The organism is Pseudomonas fluorescens (assembly GCF_001307155.1).
In the GTDB taxonomy this organism is placed as follows: domain Bacteria; phylum Pseudomonadota; class Gammaproteobacteria; order Pseudomonadales; family Pseudomonadaceae; genus Aquipseudomonas; species Aquipseudomonas helvetica.
In genome coordinates this window covers 6,227,639-6,247,536 of the sequence record NZ_CP012830.1, presented here as the reverse complement: position 1 = coordinate 6,247,536, position 19,898 = coordinate 6,227,639, and the positions used below count along the sequence as shown (strand labels likewise).

The 19,898-nt window shown below is 57.6% G+C and carries 19 protein-coding genes and 2 pseudogenes; 10 read left to right on the top strand and 11 right to left on the bottom strand.

What is annotated here, in order from left to right; genetic code table 11:
- Nucleotides 1–39: 39 nt before the first annotated feature.
- Together AO353_RS28690 and AO353_RS32295 are read right to left on the bottom strand one after the other, a co-directional pair.
- Nucleotides 40–906 (bottom strand): LysR family transcriptional regulator, encoded by an 867-nt coding sequence (locus tag AO353_RS28690; protein ID WP_081013846.1) that lies wholly within the window; start codon nucleotides 904–906, stop codon nucleotides 40–42.
- Between the two features lie 469 nt (nucleotides 907–1,375).
- A complete protein-coding gene (locus AO353_RS32295; protein WP_420480475.1) occupies nucleotides 1,376–1,699 on the bottom strand; it encodes a DUF3885 domain-containing protein in 324 nt (107 codons plus the stop codon).
- A 72-nt stretch (nucleotides 1,700–1,771) separates the two neighbouring features.
- Between AO353_RS32295 and tnpB the strand changes: the two genes are divergently transcribed.
- From tnpB to AO353_RS30300, 3 genes and pseudogenes are all read left to right on the top strand, one after another.
- The gene (tnpB, locus tag AO353_RS28680; RefSeq protein WP_054598016.1) at nucleotides 1,772–2,056 is read left to right on the top strand and encodes an IS66 family insertion sequence element accessory protein TnpB; all 285 of its coding nucleotides are present in this window, start codon (nucleotides 1,772–1,774) and stop codon (nucleotides 2,054–2,056) included.
- A gap of 1 nt (nucleotide 2,057) precedes the next feature.
- Nucleotides 2,058–2,348: pseudogene (locus AO353_RS28675) on the top strand (transposase domain-containing protein); the annotation flags it as partial.
- Nucleotides 2,326–2,526: pseudogene (locus AO353_RS30300) on the top strand (transposase domain-containing protein); the annotation flags it as partial. The pseudogenes AO353_RS28675 and AO353_RS30300, both read left to right, overlap by 23 nt.
- A 669-nt stretch (nucleotides 2,527–3,195) precedes the next feature.
- Here AO353_RS30300 and AO353_RS28670 read toward each other — a convergent pair.
- From AO353_RS28670 to AO353_RS28650, 4 genes are all read right to left on the bottom strand, one after another.
- A complete protein-coding gene (locus tag AO353_RS28670; protein WP_237142945.1) occupies nucleotides 3,196–3,486 on the bottom strand; it encodes a hypothetical protein in 291 nt (96 codons plus the stop codon).
- 418 nt (nucleotides 3,487–3,904) lie between these two features.
- Nucleotides 3,905–4,339: a DUF6678 family protein gene (locus tag AO353_RS28660; RefSeq protein WP_054598013.1), complete on the bottom strand. Its 435-nt coding sequence runs from the start codon at nucleotides 4,337–4,339 to the stop codon at nucleotides 3,905–3,907.
- A 115-nt stretch (nucleotides 4,340–4,454) separates the two neighbouring features.
- A complete protein-coding gene (locus AO353_RS28655; protein WP_054598012.1) occupies nucleotides 4,455–4,937 on the bottom strand; it encodes a GNAT family N-acetyltransferase in 483 nt (160 codons plus the stop codon).
- 114 nt (nucleotides 4,938–5,051) lie between these two features.
- Nucleotides 5,052–5,873, bottom strand: a complete 822-nt coding sequence (locus AO353_RS28650) for a helix-turn-helix transcriptional regulator (RefSeq protein WP_054598011.1) — start codon at nucleotides 5,871–5,873, stop codon at nucleotides 5,052–5,054.
- Between the two features lie 96 nt (nucleotides 5,874–5,969).
- Here AO353_RS28650 and AO353_RS28645 point away from each other — a divergent pair, with 96 nt between their 5' ends.
- Nucleotides 5,970–6,926: a threonine dehydratase gene (locus AO353_RS28645; RefSeq protein ID WP_054598010.1), complete on the top strand. Its 957-nt coding sequence runs from the start codon at nucleotides 5,970–5,972 to the stop codon at nucleotides 6,924–6,926.
- Nucleotides 6,927–7,039: 113 nt separating this feature from the next.
- On the opposite strand, the gene AO353_RS28640 is transcribed toward AO353_RS28645, so the two are convergent.
- Nucleotides 7,040–7,309, bottom strand: a complete 270-nt coding sequence (locus AO353_RS28640) for a contact-dependent growth inhibition system immunity protein (protein ID WP_146016236.1) — start codon at nucleotides 7,307–7,309, stop codon at nucleotides 7,040–7,042.
- Nucleotides 7,310–7,703: 394 nt separating this feature from the next.
- Between AO353_RS28640 and AO353_RS28635 the strand changes: the two genes are divergently transcribed.
- The 3 genes from AO353_RS28635 to AO353_RS28625 are packed head-to-tail and all read left to right on the top strand — an operon-like array spanning nucleotide 7,704 to nucleotide 11,909.
- The gene (locus tag AO353_RS28635; protein WP_054598008.1) at nucleotides 7,704–10,031 is read left to right on the top strand and encodes a hypothetical protein; all 2,328 of its coding nucleotides are present in this window, start codon (nucleotides 7,704–7,706) and stop codon (nucleotides 10,029–10,031) included.
- Nucleotides 10,022–11,242, top strand: a complete 1,221-nt coding sequence (locus AO353_RS28630) for a hypothetical protein (protein ID WP_054598007.1) — start codon at nucleotides 10,022–10,024, stop codon at nucleotides 11,240–11,242. Before AO353_RS28635 ends, AO353_RS28630 begins: the two co-directional genes overlap by 10 nt.
- Nucleotides 11,243–11,252: 10 nt before the next feature.
- A complete protein-coding gene (locus AO353_RS28625; protein ID WP_054598006.1) occupies nucleotides 11,253–11,909 on the top strand; it encodes a DUF1266 domain-containing protein in 657 nt (218 codons plus the stop codon).
- A 203-nt stretch (nucleotides 11,910–12,112) separates the two neighbouring features.
- Here the strand turns inward: AO353_RS28625 and AO353_RS28620 are convergent, their stop codons facing one another.
- Nucleotides 12,113–12,973 (bottom strand): LysR family transcriptional regulator, encoded by an 861-nt coding sequence (locus tag AO353_RS28620; protein ID WP_054598005.1) that lies wholly within the window; start codon nucleotides 12,971–12,973, stop codon nucleotides 12,113–12,115.
- Nucleotides 12,974–13,165: 192 nt separating this feature from the next.
- Between AO353_RS28620 and AO353_RS28615 the strand changes: the two genes are divergently transcribed.
- Complete coding sequence (locus tag AO353_RS28615; protein WP_054598378.1) at nucleotides 13,166–14,692, top strand: MFS transporter; 1,527 nt, start codon at nucleotides 13,166–13,168, stop codon at nucleotides 14,690–14,692.
- A 78-nt stretch (nucleotides 14,693–14,770) separates the two neighbouring features.
- Here the strand turns inward: AO353_RS28615 and AO353_RS28610 are convergent, their stop codons facing one another.
- Nucleotides 14,771–15,391, bottom strand: coding sequence for a LysE family translocator (locus AO353_RS28610; protein WP_054598004.1), 621 nt, complete (start codon nucleotides 15,389–15,391; stop codon nucleotides 14,771–14,773).
- Between the two features lie 255 nt (nucleotides 15,392–15,646).
- Between AO353_RS28610 and AO353_RS28605 the strand changes: the two genes are divergently transcribed.
- Nucleotides 15,647–16,582 (top strand): phosphatase, encoded by a 936-nt coding sequence (locus AO353_RS28605; protein WP_054598003.1) that lies wholly within the window; start codon nucleotides 15,647–15,649, stop codon nucleotides 16,580–16,582.
- A gap of 83 nt (nucleotides 16,583–16,665) precedes the next feature.
- Here the strand turns inward: AO353_RS28605 and AO353_RS28600 are convergent, their stop codons facing one another.
- On the bottom strand, nucleotides 16,666–17,460 hold the full coding sequence (locus AO353_RS28600) for an SH3 domain-containing protein (protein ID WP_054598002.1): 795 nt from the start codon (nucleotides 17,458–17,460) through the stop codon (nucleotides 16,666–16,668).
- A 76-nt stretch (nucleotides 17,461–17,536) separates the two neighbouring features.
- Entirely contained in the window at nucleotides 17,537–18,715 is a 1,179-nt protein-coding gene (locus tag AO353_RS28595) for an MFS transporter (RefSeq protein WP_237143013.1), read from the bottom strand.
- A 337-nt stretch (nucleotides 18,716–19,052) separates the two neighbouring features.
- On the opposite strand from AO353_RS28595, the gene AO353_RS28590 reads away from it, so the two are divergent.
- Nucleotides 19,053–19,802 (top strand): SDR family NAD(P)-dependent oxidoreductase, encoded by a 750-nt coding sequence (locus tag AO353_RS28590; protein ID WP_054598000.1) that lies wholly within the window; start codon nucleotides 19,053–19,055, stop codon nucleotides 19,800–19,802.
- Nucleotides 19,803–19,898: the final 96 nt, after the last annotated feature.

The following is a 19,898-nucleotide window of genomic DNA, read 5'->3' as shown; positions in this document are numbered from 1 at the left end:
GACCCATTCATCAAAGTCACAAACCGGATGTGAAAAAATTCACAGCTCCTGTGCCTGCACTAATCCCTCCATGAGGAAATCAAGAACTGCCCGGATTTTTAGAGAGCTGCGTAAATCTTCATGAAACGCGAGCCAGATGGGTAGTTCCAGCGGTGTGTGATCCATATCAACCCTTGCCAGCCCATATTCTTTGCCTAAAAAATCCGGAAGGAAAACTATGCCAGCATTGCCTACGGCAGCTAATGCCTGGATGCGCAGGTCGTTGCTGGTGACGGAAAGCGGTCTTCCTTCCAGCCGATCCAGGAGCCATTGCTGCTGTACCGAATCGTCCATGCTACGGTCGTAGCCTATGAACTCGAACTCTTCAGGTTCACGTTGACTAATGTAGCCCTCGCTAGCATGCGGGTAAAAACGCAAGGAGCCGAGACTTTTGGCGACGACACTCTGTTCATCCGGCCTGCTGAAGGTAATGGCAATATCGGTTTCTTTCCTTGCCAGCGACGCAGTGGACTTGGCTCCGACGAGCGTCAGCTGCAACCGGGGATAACGCTCGCGCAATACCCCAAGTCGCCGAGCTACCAACGTTCCGAGGTATGCAGGAGGTGCAGACAAGATCACCGCACCCTCAATACGGCTTTCTCCCCCGTCAGCGAATCGCCTGAGCGCAAGTGACGCAGACTCCATCTGCGCTGCATATTCACCTACCCTCACACCGTCCTCGGTCAGTTGGTAGACACGGCCCCTACGATCTACCAGCTTCATGTCCAAAGAGGCTTCAAGGGCAGCTATTCGGCGAGCCACAGTCGCGTGCTCCACCCGCAGAGAGCGAGCCGCAGCGGCTAAGGAGCCCTCATGAACAAAGGCAAAGAAAAAACGGAGGCTGTCCCAGTCAAGCATATTGGTCATCAGGGTATGGTTAGGAGTGGATTTACAGCGAGCTAAAAGCGTAGCTTACCGATAAATCAGGTGGCGCTGCCGCATAAAGCTTGGACTTCATTTCGTCCCCACGTTTTCCGCCCCGCAAAAACCGTTTGGCGATTACAGCGATCACGACGAGCAAGGAATATTCAGTCCCCCCCGGGGGCCTGTAGAGCAACGGGCAAAATCGCGGGTGATATCAAGGGGCCCTTGTCCTTCCATCGGCGCTCCGACTTCGGCTCCACTGCTCACTACGCGCACTTCCATTTGCACCTAACACATCGCTTCCAGCATCCCCGACGCGGCTGCGGTTAGGATTCTAGCCCGGTGCAAGTCAGTTACGTTGCGCAAGGTGTATTGGACGGACGTACGATTTTTGCAGGTGGCAACTGAGTGGAATCGACCTGAAGGAGGTGGCGGCCCAGTGGGCACAGTTTCAGCTCCAATGTAAGCAAGGCTAGCGCGCAGGCCCTGCGAATGTGCTGTCCATCGCGTGTCGGTCGTAATCCAGCAGGTATGTATGATGCTGACGATACAGCTGTGAAAGCAGATCTTTGTTAGGGCCAACTACATCCATACCCCTGTCGTCATATGGGAAAACCATGACCCGCTTCTTCAAATTGAAGAGGTACAAAGCACACTTGGGTTTAGGCTCAATTGCAGCCAAATCTCTAGCCAATGCACACCAAAGAAATGCTTGAAGCAGGGCCACAGGCGCTTCAAATGCGATATTGATCCAATATTCCGGTTCGCTTTCGCAATACCAATCCTCTGGATCTATCTCCTCGCTCCAGACTGACCGTTCAGTGGGGATGTCAATGCCAGCTGATCGAAGGGCGTAAATCGAGGCCCGATGGACATGCGCGCAGGCACCGATACGGCTTTAGCCAAGGTGATTGCGGTGTTCGGTGCGGCGCAGCCGCACAGTGCTTATCTGTTCGCCAACCGCCGCACCAATCGCATGAAAGTGCTGGTGCATGACGGATTCGGAATATGGCTGGCGGCGCGCCGGTTGAACCAAGGCAAGTTCCACTGGCCTGGCATTCGCCATGGTTCTGAGATGGAACTGGATACCGAGCAACTTCAGGCATTGGTGCTGGGACTGCCATGGCAACGCGCAGTTGATGCAGCGTGTTGAGATGCTCTACCGTCAGGTTGACACGCTGGGCAAGACGGTCGAAACGATGGGTAAAACCATTGAGACGATGGGCAAGAAGATCAACCGCAATCAGGCGGTGATCGAGAAGCTGGCCCACGAAATCGCCCAGCTCAAGCGTTTGAAGTTTGCCAAGCGCAGCGAGCAGATGAATCCTGAGCAGGCCAGTTTGCTCGATGACCTGATCGATACCGATATCGCAGCGATTGAAGCAGAGCTTCAGGCCTTGCAAGCAGTACCAGCGGCGTCCGAGAAAAAGCTGGCTCTTCGCAGGCTCGTTACGCAGTGGAAAACGGGCGGCGGCGATCATGAGTTTGATCCAGTCTGCGCGGCTCAATGGTCATGATCCGTATGCATATCTGAAAGATGTTCTCACGCGCCTGCCGACGCACCGGGCGAGTGAGATCGACCAGTTGCTGCCGCATCAGTGGGGGCCGACCCAACTAATGTAGATTGAATTGGGAGGCTCTTGCCACTCAAGGGCCGACTATTGGGTAGTGCTTAATACGGCACCCATAATTATTGCCATCTCCCTTACATATGCCATCCAAATACCGGTAATTAACGTGCACGGACTGTCCTTTGTTGGGCCACTGTCGACGTGGGAGCTCACTTTGGTAGTTTGTAGTTTCTGGGGTAAAAGTGAGGGTGGACCCTTCTTTTGGACATTCCACAGTGGGCGATGCCGGGATTACCTTCAGGATCTGGGCCTGTAGCTGCGGATACGGACGTTTCAATACATTAGTGATACGTAGTTCCAGACTGCAAATTTGCCATACTGATGCTTGTACTGGCTCGCACAACACGAAGAGGGACAAAGCAAATATCACATAGCGTGCTGCATAATTATCCATTATTTACCCTGCCTAGGACCCTGATATCCAGGGTATTATCAGACTCGGATTCATTGAATCATAGAGTGCTCATCAACCTTTTGGGTGAGCATTCAGCTAGGTCGATGCTGAATCAGTGGTCGGCACTAGGTGATTTGGCTAGCCGCTTACGCTAAACCGAGCAGCCAGCGTTTTCATTTTGCCGATTTTTGTCGACGTAGACCGGCAGCTATCGATCCGAATGAGACCATAGACGTCAAGAGCTGATAAAGGAGGACGGTGCTACGGCTAAACACTCCATCCTGGTTCCGTGTAGGGGATTTGATCTTGTTCGGGAAAGTCTGTCTGGTATTCGCCCCAGTCCATATACGAATAGTATTTGGTCATCGCTACGAAGTGACTTTCAGCTTCAACCTCCCAGATAAGTTTGGCTTTTTCGTGAAGAAGCCTGCGCGCCCCATCTCCGTGAGCATCGGCTAGGCAGAAAGTCTGGCAGCCATCCGGTTCCAGCCAAAGTTCATGTTTCATATCCACTACTCGTTTTTGTTTGGCTTTATGGAGCCCGAAAATCTTGATCAAGTGTCCGCTCTAGGGGCACGCTCTACCCATTTCCTCGTACAAAGCATCGACGACTGTGATGCGCTCACCCCAAGTAGTTTCAGCGACTTCCCGGATAATTTCCGCTAGCGTCTCAACATCCACACCCTGGGCCTTGATGCAGGCCAAACGTCCGAGCGACCAATCGATAACGGTGCACTGTGGATACTTCCATAGCAATGCGGACAGGGCTTCCTGAGGCGGCTCTTTGCTGGTGTACATGAAGTCAAGGTACGGGGCACTGGCATCCTGAAGCGAGTACACCAGAGCCCAAGCATTTGATGGACCGGGAAACCACAGGGTGACATTACGATGTGGAAAAAGGGGGGCAGATTTATTCTTCATTGCTGTTGAGGCTGGTGACAGAGAAATAAGTCTGTCCTGTTTTCATTGCAGCCTGTCACACAGGCGGAAAGTCTTCATACGATTTTGGGATGTACCCCCAAATTCTCAGAACGTCAGCGCGCACGTCAAACTCGAATCCAATGTGTGCGACGACCTTCGATATTTCGTCTGTATGGTCAATGGTTGTACGTGCAAGCAGCCTTCCTTTTGAGGGGGCTGCTTCCAACAAGCCAATGTCGAACCATTCGACGGACGCAAATGGAAACGGCAGATGGTAAAACCACTCGACATCCCACCCTGAGATGTATCCAGTGACGGACTTGAATCGGTATGACGGACGCCAACCCTGAAGCTGGCGGAAATGGTTGATCAGCTCATCCCACTTGGTATTGTTCGATGCGCTTGCCAAGTTTCTCGCCGCTACGGCAGCATGGATTTTCTTCCGTGTTACATCATCATGGCCCGTGCCGGACTTCGGTAGCTCGCTCATATTCAGTCCTATCGATTTTTTGGTGTTCAAGAATGAATGACCGCTATTGGCTGTCAGTCACGAATGCCCCCGCAGAGGTCCCTTGAACCTCTTTTCACCTTTAGGGTGATCGCCTTTACAGACGCATTCCCATCTCGAAAGCACGAGTCTCAAACCCGAACTCTGTGTACATGCGAGCAGCACGTGCATTGAACGGCCAGACAGACAACCTCAAGTCCTGAGCGTCATGTTCGATTGCCCAGTTTTTAACGAGTTGAATAAGCCCACGTCCAATACCTTTCCCCCAAAATTGCTCGGCAACACATACCGATCCGATGCGAACAACATTCAGCGGTTGCATCAGCGGCCCAGAACTTGCCGACAGGCTGGCAGTAATGAAGGCGGCGGTCTGGTGACCGACATTCGCGATGAATACAACCTGACCCGGTTTCTCGAAAAGGCCTGACCAGTGAGGAAGGTCGCGCGAAAAGTCTTGGGTGGCAGCTGCGTAAATATCGGGACGGGCAGCGTGGTGCACCGCGTTAAGCAATTGTCCCAACTCACACATGCTAAGTGCGTCTTCTACCGTTGCGGTTCGGTAAGTAATGGCTTCGTCCATGATGTTCAACTCTCCTTGATTGGGTAGGTGGTTCGCAGGGCTCCCGGTCGTTGTCTCATGGCTGGGAGGATATTCCAATGGCTGCTTTTGGCTGATATTTGCCCAACACCTGCACTAACACGACCTCACATATCCACGCAGCTGTACCGGACTTAATCCAAGGCGTTGCCTGAACGTGGTTGCCATGTGCGCCTGGGAGTTAAAACCGCAGGTGTGGGCGATCTCTGCCAGGCTTGCTGTCGAATCGCGTATCAGTGCGCGGGCCTTGGCAAGACGTCGGTCGATCAGGTAACTGTGCGGGCTCTTGCCCGTCGCGTTCTTGAACGCCCGCATGAAATAGCCTTCGGACAATCCAAGTAAGCCCGCCATTGCCGGTATGCCCAGCGGCCCGTCGAGGCCAGCGTCAATGAACTCATCGAGCAGACGCATCCGGCTGCCGGTGATAGAGCCTTGGGGTGGAGCCGAAAATGTTTGATCGCCCGTCGCCCGTTCAGCCAATGCGAGTGCCCAGGCCTCCCAATCGTCCTCCACTGAGGCTTGCAACAACGCGCCGCGCATTCGCAGGGCGAGGGTAATGGCCTGCTGATCAATGCGATTGTTGAATGCACTTTCCCCGACCAACGCATTACCGTCAGTGCGCATTACCCGCAGGTATTCACCGCCCATGGGGGACTCGGACAGCACGTCACAGCCGGCGGGGACGAACGCCAGACCATTGGGCATGGCATCGAAGGGCAGCACTCGGTCGCTGCCAATGGCGTGAAGGCCTCGCTGGCTGTCGAAGGCAAAGCCGATCGCTGCCTGGGGCGCCACATACCGGGTCGCGTAGGCGGCGCCGGGTAGCAATTCAATCGTCCATGGCCCTGCCTCGACTCGGCGGACCGGTTCGGGGCGGGGCGTTGGCTGAAGGCGGCTTCGATGGTTCATGAACACCATAGTAGTGAAGCGGGGGCACAAAAGTCAGGTCAGTTTTTTGAAAGCCTGCGTGATGCGCCCGTATCTAGACTGGGCAAAACCTCAGGGAGACGACTCATGAACAGACTGACTCGCGACGATATCGAACACGCTGCTCAGCACGTGTACCAGGTCATGCCCGCTACCGCTCAATACCCTTGGCCCTTGTTGGCCGAGCGCTTGGGTTGCACCGTTTGGGTCAAGCACGAAAACCACACACCGACAGGTGCTTTCAAGGTGCGTGGCGGCATTACCTTTATGCACTGGCTAAAGCGCGAGCACCCGGGCATCAAGGGCATTGTCTCCGCCACTCGCGGCAACCATGGCCAGAGCCTGGCGCTGGCAGCCGGCGCGCTGGGTTTGAAGGCGCTGATTGTAGTGCCGGAGGGTAACTCGGTAGAAAAGAACAATGCCATGCGCGCCTTTGGCGGTGAAGTGGTCGAGTGTGGTCGCGATTTCGATGAAGCCCGTGAAGAGGCCGCGCGCCTGGCGCAAGCGCATGGCCTCTATCTGGTTCCGCCGTTCCATGCCGAGTTGGTCAAAGGCGTGGCCACTTACGCGCTGGAGTTGTTCAAGGCTGCGCCGGATCTGGATACGGTCTATGTACCGATTGGCTGTGGCTCGGGGATTTGTGGGGTGATCGCCGCCCGCGACGCACTTGGCCTGAATACCCGGGTGGTGGGCGTGGTTTCCACTAATGCCGAGGCCGCAAAGTTGTCGTTTGACGCAGGAGCACTATGCGAAACCGCCTCGGCGAATACCTTTGCTGACGGCCTTGCCGTGCGTAAGCCAATTCCAGAAGCCTTTGCCATCTACGCGCAAGGTGCGCAGCGAATCGTATCGGTCAGTGAGGCGCAGATTGCCGAGGCCATGTGCGTGTATTACACCGATACCCACAATCTTGCTGAAGGGGCGGGTGCGGCGGCCCTTGCTGCGCTGATTCAAGAGCGTGAAGCAATGGTTGGAAGGAGGGTGGGGGTGATTCTGTCCGGTGGGAATGTGGACCGATCGGTGTATGCGAGAGTGATTGCGTGAAGTAAGTCGATGGGGTAGATGACTGCTTCTGGCCGACTCCTACCTGTCGCGGAGGGCTGCAATCGATCCATAGCTGACATGCCGTGCCGAACGTAATAACCCGTCGGGATGAATTACCCCCCAGATTGCACGCGCTCTATCGCTTCGAGAAGCTGGCCGTCGAAGTACTCGGTTTCATCTCGCTCCTGCTCTTTCATGCGACGCCTTGCCTCGACAAGCAGATGTTCGGTCGCGATGTTCTGATTCAAAAAAGTGGCGACCATAAGGTCATTCAAACTCTCTAGAGGTGTATCCCATGCCTCCTTGCAACGCTGCATTAGCCCTGTGTTGTCATCTCCACTCCATGGACCTAAAAGATTCGAGACTGTCAGGGGGGAGGTCATGAATATGCCTTTGAGAGAAATTGAAGGGCTGGTAATTTCGCACGCTCGGGAGATTGATGAATAGCGAAATCGAATGCCCGCTCCTGGCCGATTTCTGCCTGCCACCACCGGTTGAATCCACAGCCAGAAGCAGCCCTTCGAAGGTGCCTGCCAATCCAGGGGTGATTCACAGTGTCGATCCGCTGTTTGCACGTTAATCACTGACTCCGCTCCCCGCACGCTCTTGGATTTTCAAATGCCAACTGGTAGCGTGCAGCACCTCGCTGTATTGCCCGATCCCTTTCGTCATCGTTGCCAGTCCAAGGCAGACGCACGCGGCTACCCGCTGCCCCACACAAGGGTGCTGCGCAGGACGCATCGGGCGATGCACAGTCATTCGCAAATGGAGTTCACAATGACGCAAAACAGCACCGTGCTGTCCGGCATCCAGCTGGATCAATTCATGGACCGTCTTGAGGTCGAGCATCAGGAACACGGTGCCGACTACCTGCTGGGCCAGCTGCGCGCCCAGCCGCTCAAGGCGGCCTCGCTGGAGTCGATCGACCGTCTGCACGTGCTGTGGGTCAACGCCGGTGACGCTGACGCGGCCAAGGCGGTACTGGCCGACGACGGCCAGGCACTGATCGAGACTACGCCTGACGACGCGCGCAATGAACTCAAGGTCAATCTGCTGATCTGCCAACTGCGGCTGGGCAACTACCTCAAAGACGAGCAGGGCCTGCTGCAGGTGCTCGACACCCTGCAGCAATTGACCAACGAGCCGCTGACGTTCGACATCGAGCAGTACCGGCGCTACCGCATTTTCGACGATCTGCAGCACACCACCCTCGACGTCGCCCTCAAGGTTATCGAGGTGCGTCGCACCCTGGCCCTGATCAACCCCGGCCGTCACGCCCTGCGGGCCTGGGACGATGCCGATCAACACCGGCGCCGGGCCCGGGTGCTGGCCGCCCATGAACGTGACGAAGAGGCTCGCGAAGCCGCGCTGGCGGCAATTGCCGCGTTGCGCAACGCCGGCGAAGATCAGGATGTCGACGGTAACGACTGGCTGTGGCTGGGCGATGCGCTGATCGAAATCGTGCCGTTGCGCCTGGCGATGTTCGAGCAACCTGTGGTGCGGTTGATCGCCGAATTGTCGCTGCCCCGGCGCCGGGAATGGGAAGTACGCCTGGCGCGTCTGGCCGCCCGTTCACTGAAGGCCCAGGGCGACCTGGCCGGCGCATTGAAAATCTGTGAAGTGGCGACCCTGAGCCTGGAGTCCGGCGGCGGTGACAACTTCGTTGATTTCCATTTGCCCTGGCTGCTTGAGAACGGCCAGATCGACGAGGCCGGGCAACGTGCGTTCATGGAAATCTATGAAGTGCGCGACGAAATGTGGCCGGGCACGGCCTACTGGGTACACGATCGCCTGCTCGATGCCGAGGACCAGTCCGCGTGGTGGCCGTTGTGCGTGATGCGTGCCTGTGACGATCAAGCGGTGCTGGAGCGGTTCATTTCCGGCCTGCCGTGGCGTGACGAGTCGACGCCGTCCCAGGGCCCGCTGCTCGATGCACTGCATGCTGCGCGCGATGACCTTGAGCAAATCGACAACGTCTTCGCCCAGGCCCTTGCAGAAGCTCGGCGCCGCGCGCCGAACCACCCGTGGATCACCCGCCTGATGGCGGTGCGTGAACGCCAGGCCGGGCGCATCGACGTCAACACCGAACTGACGATGCTGCGCGAGGCCGTCCCGGCCGGCGATATGCAGGACAACCGCAGCGCCTACAGCCTGGTCAGCGCCCATGCCAGTGTGTTCGGCATTATCGATGCCCTGCGCCAACCTTTGCCGCCAATGGCCAGTGGCATGTACTACTACCAGTTTGCGAACGCCATCGAAGACCTGGTCGAAGCGCAAGTCGAGAAGCTCTCGAGCGAGGAGACAGATCGGGCCTGGTCGCTGCTGCGCGAAGTACAAAAGGTTGCCTACGAACACGGCCAGGACCGTATGGAGCAATGCTTCGCCAGCGGCCGCGGGCACCGCTTCGATGCCTGCGCGCACCTGTACTCGATGCTGTGCAACAACCTGGCGATCAACTACCGCTGCTACAACGACCAGCGCATGTATGAACAGGCCCTTGAGTTGCATACCCGCGGTATCGCCGCCAGCTCGTTCGCAGAACATTATCAGGGCATCCTCCAAAACCGCATTCTGTTGGAGGATAACCCGGGCATCGCCGAAGCCGCCGAACAGCTCTGGCACTACGCAGCCGACTATGGCTACAGCCGCCACGACCCGGAAGAATACCTGCAGGACGTCGCCCGCGCCCTGTACCGACTGGACCGCGAACGTGAGATTCTGATCTGGCTGGAGCGTATTCTCAAATGGCAGGAAGAGCGCGGAATCAGCGACAAGGAGCTGAAATACTCGCCGCTGTTCGCACGGATAAAAGTTGCCATGTACCTGTCGTACAGCCTGCCGGAGGCGGCCACCAGCCTGTGGCTGCGTTACGCGCCGCACATCAACGAACGCGACGAATCCTCCCTGCTGGGCTGCGCCGGCGATGTGCTCAAGGGCCTCGGGCGCAAGGAAGAGGCCCTGGCCTATTACCAGCGTTCCATCCTGCGCAGTGACCCGAACAACGACGTTGACCAGAGCAACAATGAAATCTTCCGCCAGAGCATCGCCGAGCTGCAGGCTTCGGAAAAACCGGCCGGCAAGGCCTGGTGGCAGATATGGAAGTGACACCAGAGCTGCGACAATCCGGTTACGCCCCGCGCAACGCACTCAATGCCGATCAACTCAAGCGCGGCATTGCCGAGCGCAGCAAGGCCCGCGGTGATGCGCCAGAGGTGGGCAAATGGTTGCTCAACCATTTCTACCGTCATCTGGTCGGCAACTTCGAGCCTGCGCGGCGGATCCTGACCCTGGAGCAGGCTGTCGAGGCACTGGGAACCGAGCCGCCGTCATGGGTGGCCAGGCATTTAAGCGACGCTGGCAAAGATTCGCAGCAGGTGCTTGCGCCGCTGGTCTGGGTCGATCCGCAGCAGGCGCCACTGCTGGCCCAGGAGGCCTTGCTGGTGGAGTTCCTGACCTCGCGTCAGGGCACGGCGCTGGCCGGCAAGCTCGACCGTATCAACTGCCCGCAGGCGCTGGCGCTGTGGCAAAAGGAACACGTGCAGATGACTGCGCGGGTCGAGCAGGGCTGGCGCCAGAGCCAGCCCGAGGCCTTGCTCACGCGGGTGACCACCGCTGAGCACGTATTGCAGGAGCTGCGCCCCGAGAGTTCTTTGCTGCGCGCGGAAATGGCCTTTGAAAGCTACGTGATGCGCCACTGCCTGGGCCAGTTCGCCGATCGCCGCGCCTTGACCGGCGGCTACGGCGAGCGCTATGCCGAAGCGGTGGAGCAGCGGCGCATGCGCGTGTTCAGTTTTCGCGATGGCCAGGGCCAGCCACACATCACCATCAGCCTGATCATCCAGGCCGACGGCACCTTGACCGTCGAGCAGGTCAAGGGCAAGCAGAACCGGCCGCCGGTCGAGCGCTATTACCAGGACCTGCTGCAGTGCCTGAATGCCCTGGGCACCGACCAGCAGACGCCCGCCGACTGCATCGCCATCGGCATCGTGCGCACCGAAGCCGGCTGGCTGCGCATCGAAGAGGTCAGCGACCCGACCGCCCAGACTCGCCTGGTGGCCCGTTATCCGCAACTGTACGAGCGCCTCGATGCGCCTTCGGCCATGGTCGAATGGCTGGTGGCCGGGCGTCAGCCGCAGCAGTTCTTGCAGGTTGCCCCGCAAGCGGTGTCGGTCAAGTACGCCACCCGGCATATTTTCAGTAAACGCATTGAGCGTCAGCCTAATGACCCGCTGTACCTGACCGAAGGTGTGCCGTGGCCTGACATGACCTCGCCCCAGGCCGAGGAAATCCAGGCCTGGCAGGCCCGGGCAAGGTAAGGAGAACGGCATGTCTTTGTTTATCGCAGTTGTTGTTTCAGCCTGGTTGCTGTGGCGAGCATTCAGACCACGCGGCGCCACGCCGTTGTTCAGCCAGCGCAAGCACTGGTCGCTGCTGCTGGCCAGGCCCATGGCCGATGCGATGGAAGTCGAGGGCTTCTACTCGCCGGCGTGCGATCACTTCACCGAGCAAGCGCAGACGATCATGCGCGCAGCGTTGCTGCACCAGGCGGGGGTACGCAGCAATTGCAATGACGAGGCGGTGCGGGCGCACTTCAGTGCGACCCTCGAACAGCAATGGTACAGCCTCGACCTGCAGGCGCTGACGGCCGGCGATGAGCCGCGTGCGGCCATGGCCTTTGCCTGCGCGCGGGTGGCGTTTCTGGTCCGTTGTGCGTTGCTGATGCGTTGGCTCGAGCCCGATCTCGCCTGGCGTGTGCTGCTGCTCAATGCGCAGCGGGCGCAGGACTGTTTCGACGGTTGGGAAGATTTCGGCAAAGCCTATAAGTTGGGGCGCGAGCAGTGGGTTGCGGCGTTTCGCGTCGACTCGCTGGGCGAAGCGTTCCACGAGCAGCATCTGCACCAGTTGCTGGCGCCCGGCGGCGGTGCCTGGGCCGATATATCCTGGCGTACGCCAGCGGCGTTGAACCCGGCTCTGGCGGGGTAGCGGCGCAGCTGTTGGTTCAAGTATCCGAGAGGGGGCATTGCGATGATCGGCTTCACCTTCCGCCAGTTGGAGTATTTCATCGCCGCCGAGCAGGGCAGTGTCAGTGTTGCGGCGCGCATCAAGCGTCGAGGCTGATGGCAGATAAATAAGTCTGTCTCCTTATCAGATGCTTATCACTGCAATGCCAATCGAGTCAGCTGGTTCTAGATCGATGACGACTCAGACATCTCCACCAGCAGGTGCCCAAATGCGTCGGCCGCAGGTGTCTTTCCTGTGACACTCCAAATCAGTCTGAAATCTGCAGCCAGCAGCGGCGGCAGGCCATGCTGACCGTCAATCACCACCATACCAGGCTCCAGATCACCCAGCGGTAGAGCGGTAACGGCAAGCCCTGCCAATACCGCCGCTCGCAGTCCTTGTTGACTTGGGGAGGTAAAGGCGACTCGCCAATTCACAGTGGAACGCTCCAATGCCTCTACGGCCACCTGGCGGTGCAAGCAGGGCGCTGGTGCAAACGCCAGCGGCAAAGGGGCGTCGCCGCTGAAGTCGAAATTCTGCGAAGCCGCCCACACAAACCGGGTTTCGCGCAGCACGGCACCGTCGGCCTGACTTCCCGGCAATGCCAGGATCACGGCCAGATCGAGCCCATCGACATCGACCAGCGCACGCAGATCGAGGTAGGTGCCGACAGTTACATCCAGACGTACAGCGGGAAATTGTCTGGCGAACCGAGTCAGCAACGGCGGCAGACCATCGCCGATAAAATTTTCTGGCACACCGAAGCGCACAGCCCCGGATACCGACGATTTTTTGAAACGCTGGGAAAGAGCGTCCTGCGCGCTGAGGACGTTTTCGGCATGGCGCAGAAAATCTTCGCCATCTTCTGTAAGCGTCAAACGTCGGGTGGTGCGAATCAGTAGCGTGGTACCGGCTTGTTCTTCCAAACGCCGGATCTGATGACTGATCGCAGACTGGCTCAAGTGCAGCCGCTCTGCGGCACGAGTGAAACTACCGGCCTCCTTGATTGCAACAAAAGCACGCAACAGAGTGGGGTCGAAGTCCATTAAGTCGACTCATGATGGATATTAATAAAACTTACGAAATTAAATCATTTCTGTCATTTTTTAATTGCTTCCAGAATGCGCCCGGTCACCTAGACGTGTGCCAGGTGACCCTGGCAAGGCTATCGCGTCTCTTCCCTGATGGCGTTCAGGGTGGTCTTGCCAGCACCCATCAACTTGATCTGGAAGATCATGATGCCGTTCACTTCTTCGCAAAAAGATGTTTTCACACTAGCCGCCGTTTGCTTGGCCTCATTGATGTTCGGCCTGGAAATCTCGAGCGTGCCGGCAATCCTGCCCACTCTTGAATCGGTTCTGGGCAGCGATTTCAAAGATATACAGTGGATCATGAATGCCTACACCATCGCCTGCACCACGGTACTAATGGCCACCGGCATACTGGCGGATCGGTATGGGCGCAAGCGAGTGTTTGTCATTAGCCTGGTGCTTTTCGGCATTACCTCTCTGGGTTGTGGATGGGCGCCCAGCCCCGGTGTGTTGATCGCCAGTCGATGCCTGCAAGGTATGTCCGGTGGTGCCATGCTGATCTGTCAGGTGGCAGTGCTGTCTCACCGATTCCAGTCGGGAGCTGCGCGCGGCAAAGCTTTCAGTGCGTGGGGGATCGTGTTTGGCATCGGTTTGGGGTTCGGTCCGATTATTGGCGCAGCTATCGTAGCGTTGTCGAGTTGGGAATGGGTGTTCCTGGTGCATGCGCCAATTGCCGTGCTCGCGCTGGTGCTGGTGATCGCCGGTGTCGATGAATCACGCGATCCGCAGCGTCGCCGGCTTGATGTGTTGGGTATTATTTCACTGTCGCTGGCGGTGCTGGGCCTTTCCTGGTTCATCACTCAGGGAGCGGGGGTGGGGTTCTCCAGTGGTTCGGCGATCGCCAGTCTGGTTGTGGCAATGGTCAGCTTCATCGTCTTTGTCGTCGCACAGCGACGCAATGTCGATCCGATGTTCGACTTCTCAGTGTTCCGCATCCGCCGTTTCTCGGGTGCATTGCTGGGGGCGGCGGCCATGAACTTCAGCTTCTGGCCATTCATGATCTACCTGCCTCTGTACTTTCAAAACAGCCTGGGCTACGCCAGTGTGGGCACTGGTCTGGCGCTGCTGGCCTATACGCTGCCGACACTGGTTGTCCCCCCGTTGAGCGAGCGGCTGGCGCTGCGCTATCGACCTGACGTGGTGATTCCCGCAGGCTTGTTCACCATAGGTTTGGGATTCTTGCTGATGAAGTGGGGCAGCAGTGTCGCGCATGCCAGCTGGCTGACGATGCTTCCGGGCTGCCTGATCGCCGGGATCGGGCTGGGGCTGACCAATACGCCTGTTACCAATACCACCACCGGATCGGTGCCTGATGAGCGCGCCGGCATGGCATCGGGCATCGATATCAGCGCTCGTATGATCAGTCTGGCAATCAATATCGCGCTGATGGGATTCATTCTGGTGGAAGGTATTCTGTCTTCTCTACGCAACCAGTTATCTGGCTTGTCCGATGATGTTCAACTGAGGTTGCTGGCGGAAAATATTTCAGCCGGTAACTCTGCCGTATTGGCGCAGACTGGCCAGGGCACCACGATTCCGGTCGATGTCGCCAACGCAGCGTTGGCGCATGGGTTTGGCTGGGTGATGCTCTATGGCGGGGTTGCTGCATGGGTGCTAGTGGTAGCGAGCTGCTTGGTCTTTCGTTCGAGTAAAGCCGTTCATTTTCAGCGGTGACTGTAATCCGAAGGACGGTTTCTGGCCGATTGCTGCCTATCGAAAAAGGCCGCAATCAGCCTGGAGGTTAAGTCGCCATCAGCGCTTGCTAAAGGCCAGCCCGGCTGCGAACAGAACAAAGACCATGCCTGTGGTGTGATCCATCCACTTGATCACTTTCTTACGCCGCAGAACGCCGGCAAGGGATTGAGTAGCGCCAATCAACGTCGAAGACCACATCAAACCCAGCACCACGTGAATGCTGACCAAACCAAATGTCCAGGCAACCAGGCTGTGCCCGTGGGGGATAAATTGAGGGAGAAAAGAGACGTAGAAAATGCCGATTTTGGGATTGAGGACGTTCCCCATCATGCCCTTCAGGAACCAGTTTGCATTTGGCTTGCCGTCATCTTCGACGGGCGACAGTGAGCTACGCGGGCGCAGCAACATGTTCAATCCGAGCCATGCCAGATAAGCGGCGCCGCAGTATTTCAACAGACTGTACGCCAGCTCCGATACCGCAATCAGAGCACCCAGGCCAAAGGCGACAGCGGCGCCCCACAGTAAGCAGCCAGCATTGATACCCAGCGCAGCGCGAAACGCCTGTTGCTTACCTTCCACCGTTGCGGTTCTCAAAACCAGAGCGGTATCGAGGCCGGGCGTCAGTGTTAGCAGAGTGGCTGCGAAGGTAAAGGCGAGGAGATTATCTGCAATAGACATCGGTGTATGACTTCAAAGTGATGACGCGCGAACGTTAGCACATGGCGGGTTGCCTTCTGCGACTGCACGATCTTCCAGTCTTTTTACGAACGCTTCGGCTTCTGCCAGACAGGTTGGTCCGGTGCCTGTTGCATTGAAATTGGAGAGTGGGTGTCATCTTGGCGTCATCGAACCGATGGCAAGATCCTCGCAAACCGTCTTGAGCGCTCAGCAGTGCTCCGCCTGATGGCTGATGAATTTGCGAGGAATACCCGTATGAAAGGAGACGCCTCCCTGTTTGCGGCCATTGACCTGGGTTCCAATGCGTTCCGCATGATGATTGGCCAGTCGGTCAAACGGAACCAGCAATTCGTTATCCAGGAGGTGAAAACCCTGCGTGAGCCTGTCCGCTTGGCGGAGGGATTTCAGGGCGGGTCGCTGAACGAACTGGCGCTGGATCGGGGATGGCAGGCACTGGCGCGATTTGGCAAAAAGTTACGCGGCTTTGAGGCCGGTCGTGTACGTGCGGTGGCGACCAGTGCCGTCCGCGAAGCAGATAATGCTCAATTGTTTCTGGGCAGTGCAGAGCGGCATTTAGGTTTTCGTATTGATGTCCTCTCCGGGCATGAAGAGGCCCAACTGGTGTACGCCGGGGTTGCCCACACGATACCGGGTACCGAGAGTATGCGACTGGTCGTGGACATCGGCGGTGGTTCAACTGAATTGATTCTGGGGCAGGGTGCTCACCCCCTGTTGACCGAGAGTATTGCCATCGGCAGCGGCACCTTTGGTGCACGTTACTTTCAGGGCGGTGATATCACGGCTCAAGCGCTCCTCGAGGCTGAGCGGGTGGCCACTCTACAGTTTGAGAAAGTTGCACGTCGTTATCGCGCACTCGGTTGGCAGCAGACTATCGGTTCTTCAGGTACCGCAAGGATGCTGGCCAAAGTGCTCAAGGCCAATGGATTGAACGACTACGGCCAAAGCGGTATCACCTACGGCGGTCTGTTGCGTCTGTCATTGCGTCTGCTGGAAGCGGGGCATGTGAAACGACTCAAATTAGCGGGTTTGCCAACCCATCGCCTGAGCGCCTTGCCCGGCGGCCTGGTGCTCATGCTGGCGGCGTTCAAGGTATTTGGTATCCCGCATATGACTCCGTCCGAGCCAGGCTTAAGGTTCGGCGTTCTGCATGGCCTGATGTGTAAACACTAGTGGAAACCGAAGCCGACTTTTTCAACACGGTCGGCCGATTTCTGCCTGTCGCCAAGGACATGGAAAGGGCATCGATATATTTTTCATTGCTGCGGCCCTTGCTGCTGAGACGGATGCTGCTGGCGTTGCGGTTTCTGTTGCGGCAGCGGCTGCGGTTGTTGCTGCGGCTGATGCGGTAACTGTCCCGCCTCGTGCTGCTGTTGAGGCAGCCTCTGTTGTGGCAGCGGCTGCGGTTGTTGCAGCGGCTGATGCGGCAGTTGTCCCGTCTCGCGCTGCTGTTGAGGCAGCCTCTGTTGAGGCAGCGGCTGCGGTTGTTGCAGCGGCTGATGCGGCAGTTGTCCCGCCTCGCGCTGTTGTTGAGGCAGCCTCTGTTGTGGCAGCGGCTGCGGTTGTTGCAGCGGCTGATGCGGTAGCTGTCCCGTCTCGCGCTGCTGTTGAGGCAGTCGCTGTTGCGGCTGCTGTGGCCGTGAAAGCATGTGTATGTGACGCCAGTGAGCGCGATGGCGGAACCAGTCCCGATCGCGGTAGTGGCGGTTCCAGTAGCTGTCGAAGCCGAAGATCAGAGTCGGCATACCTATCTGGGCGCCATAGTCGGGGATGTATACGCGCCGCCCGGCGTAATCGTACTCAAGTAAGTTGCCGGCTATCCAACCGCGTTCGCCATGCCAGCTGACATCGCACCACCGCCAGTCACTGAGGCAGCCATAGATCGTCAGCCTCGAGCCCCGAGGTACGGTCATGATGGGCGGATAGGCGAGGTCCGGGCCGGTTCTGAGGACGCTGTTGGAAACGGTGTAGGCAAACTGGTCCTGAGCAAAGGTCACGGGAGTGGACAGGCACGCAAGCACTCCAATGATCAAGTAGATAATCGCTTTCATGTCTCGGGCCCTCTGTACCGAGACATCATTTTACATCCGAATGAACGAGTTCCCCCTTGTCTCGGCATGCCCCTGTCTAGCGCTTCTGGCCGCTTTCTTCTGGTGGCCGTATATCCCGAAACAGGCTCAGCAGCAGTAAGTCGTAGGTGATCTTCAAGCCGCCCGCGATCACCAACGGCCAACCAAACGTCGATAAGCCCAGCAAATAACCAGCGAGCAGTGGGCTCAACGCCGACGCCAGGCTTCGTGGGACCGTCGTGATACTGGCCGCAGCTGCGCGCTCCCCACGTGGCACGATTGCCATGATGTAGGAGCTACGGGTCGGAACATCCATTTGCGACAACGCGCTGCGTGCAAGCAGCAGGATGATTGCCAGGTTCAATGTCGGCATCAGAGGAATGAGGATCAGGAACAGGCTGGAGGGTAAGTGGGTAAACACCATCGTATTCACGAGTCCAAACCGATCGGCTATGCGATTCGCTGCCAGATATGAAAACGCCGTCAATACTCCGGTCCAGAAAAAAATCTGCCCTGCGACCGTGGTGGAAAGCTGAAATTTCTGGAAAAGCCACAAGGCGATCATCGATTGCACTACGAAGCCACCCCCGAACGCATCCAGGCTAAACAAGGCTGCGAGGGTATAAACGACCCGTTTCGATTTTTGTAACGGCGCAGCCGGTGCCTTGTGCTCGTCCGTGCCGATCGCCTGAGGTAGCGTGGAGTAAATCAGCGCCGATGCCAGTCCTAATAAGCCGTAAAGGAGAAACATCGCTTGTAGCGCTTTCTTCCTGTCGAGCCCGGATGTCGCGACTATCCAATCAGGCGCACCTGCGACCAGCGCCCCCAATGCAGCAGCCAATGCAGCGATCAGACTATAGCGGGCAAACACCGCCGTCCGCTGACGTTCGTCCACTATGCCGGAAAGCACGGCGTGCTCTAGCGGCAAGAATACGCTGACGTCGCCGCTGGACGGATTCAATGTCCCGACGATAGCAATCACCAGCAAAGGCCAGAAATCGGTGACAGTCGCAAAACCAAAGCCGGTTCCCGTCATGAGTAGCGAGGCCATCAGCAGCAACAGACGGTAGGTAAAACGATGAGCATAGAGGCCTACCAGGAGCGTCAATACACCTGAGCCTAACAACGTGCCGGTGGCGATCATCCCGACTTGAAGCGGCTGCATGCCCAATGCCAGCAGATACAGTGGCAGCAGTAAGCTGACGTAACCGTCGGCGAATGCCCGCAAGCCTCGCACGCATAGCAGACGGGAAAGGACCGGCGAGTTCACTTAACCCAGCGTGCAGGGCATTTTCCGACCGCGCCGCAGATCCAGCCGGCGCAAAAGGGGACAGAATTATTTTTCATTGCTGTCGAGTCTGATGGCAGATAAATAAGTCTATCCCCCTTTCCATGCAAGTGCTTCAACGTAGCGGTTACTACTGATGCGCCCGTGTATTTCCATTGTCCATGCACATGGACAGACATAACGGATTTACCTCATTTTTCTGTGAAATCCGCAGGCATAGAGTGGCTTCACCGGTTTTAAACACCGAGCTGAAAACCCCACTACGCAGTCAATCGGAGATTCAAAAATGAGTAATAAACTGGCGGGTAAAGTTGCATTGGTCACTGGCGGCACCACCGGCATTGGCCTGGCATCCGCGCAGGAGCTTGCAGCACAGGGCGCAACGGTCTTCATCACCGGCCGTCGTCAGGCCGAGCTGGATGCGGCCGTCACGCTGATTGGCGAAAAAGCGGTCGGGATCAGGGGCGACGTGGCGAGCCTGGCCGATCTGGACCGGGTTTTTTCACACATCGCCGCACAAGCCGGGCATCTCGACATCGTATTTGCCAATGCGGGTGGCGGCGACATGCTGCCGCTGGGCTCGATCACTGAAGAGCATTTTGATCGTATTTTCAGTGTCAACGTCAAAGGCCTGCTTTTTACCGTACAGAAGGCGCTGCCACTGCTCAAAGACGGAGGTTCGGTGATCCTGACGGCGTCTACCACGGCCACCCAAGGCACCGAAAACTTCAGCGTTTACAGTGCGAGCAAAGCCGCTGTACGAAACTTTGCCCGGTCCTGGCTGCTTGACCTGAAGCCTCGCAACATTCGCGTGAACGCCATCAGTCCTGGCCCGGTCGCCACGCCGGGTCTGGCAGGCCTGGTGCCAGCAGAACATCTCGACGGCCTGCATACGCATCTGGCCAGCCTCGTTCCGATGGGGCGTCTGGGTGATCCGAAAGAGGTCGCTAAAGCGGTGTTGTTCCTGGCGTCCGATGACAGCAGCTTCATCAACGGCATCGAATTGTTCGTCGACGGCGGTGCCGCGCAAATCTGATTGCCATGGCTTGAGTCGAAGCACCTGCGCGGTGTTTCGACGATTGCTCTTTCATCAGCGCGGCATGTCGGTACCACGCCTTTGACCCGAGTGAGC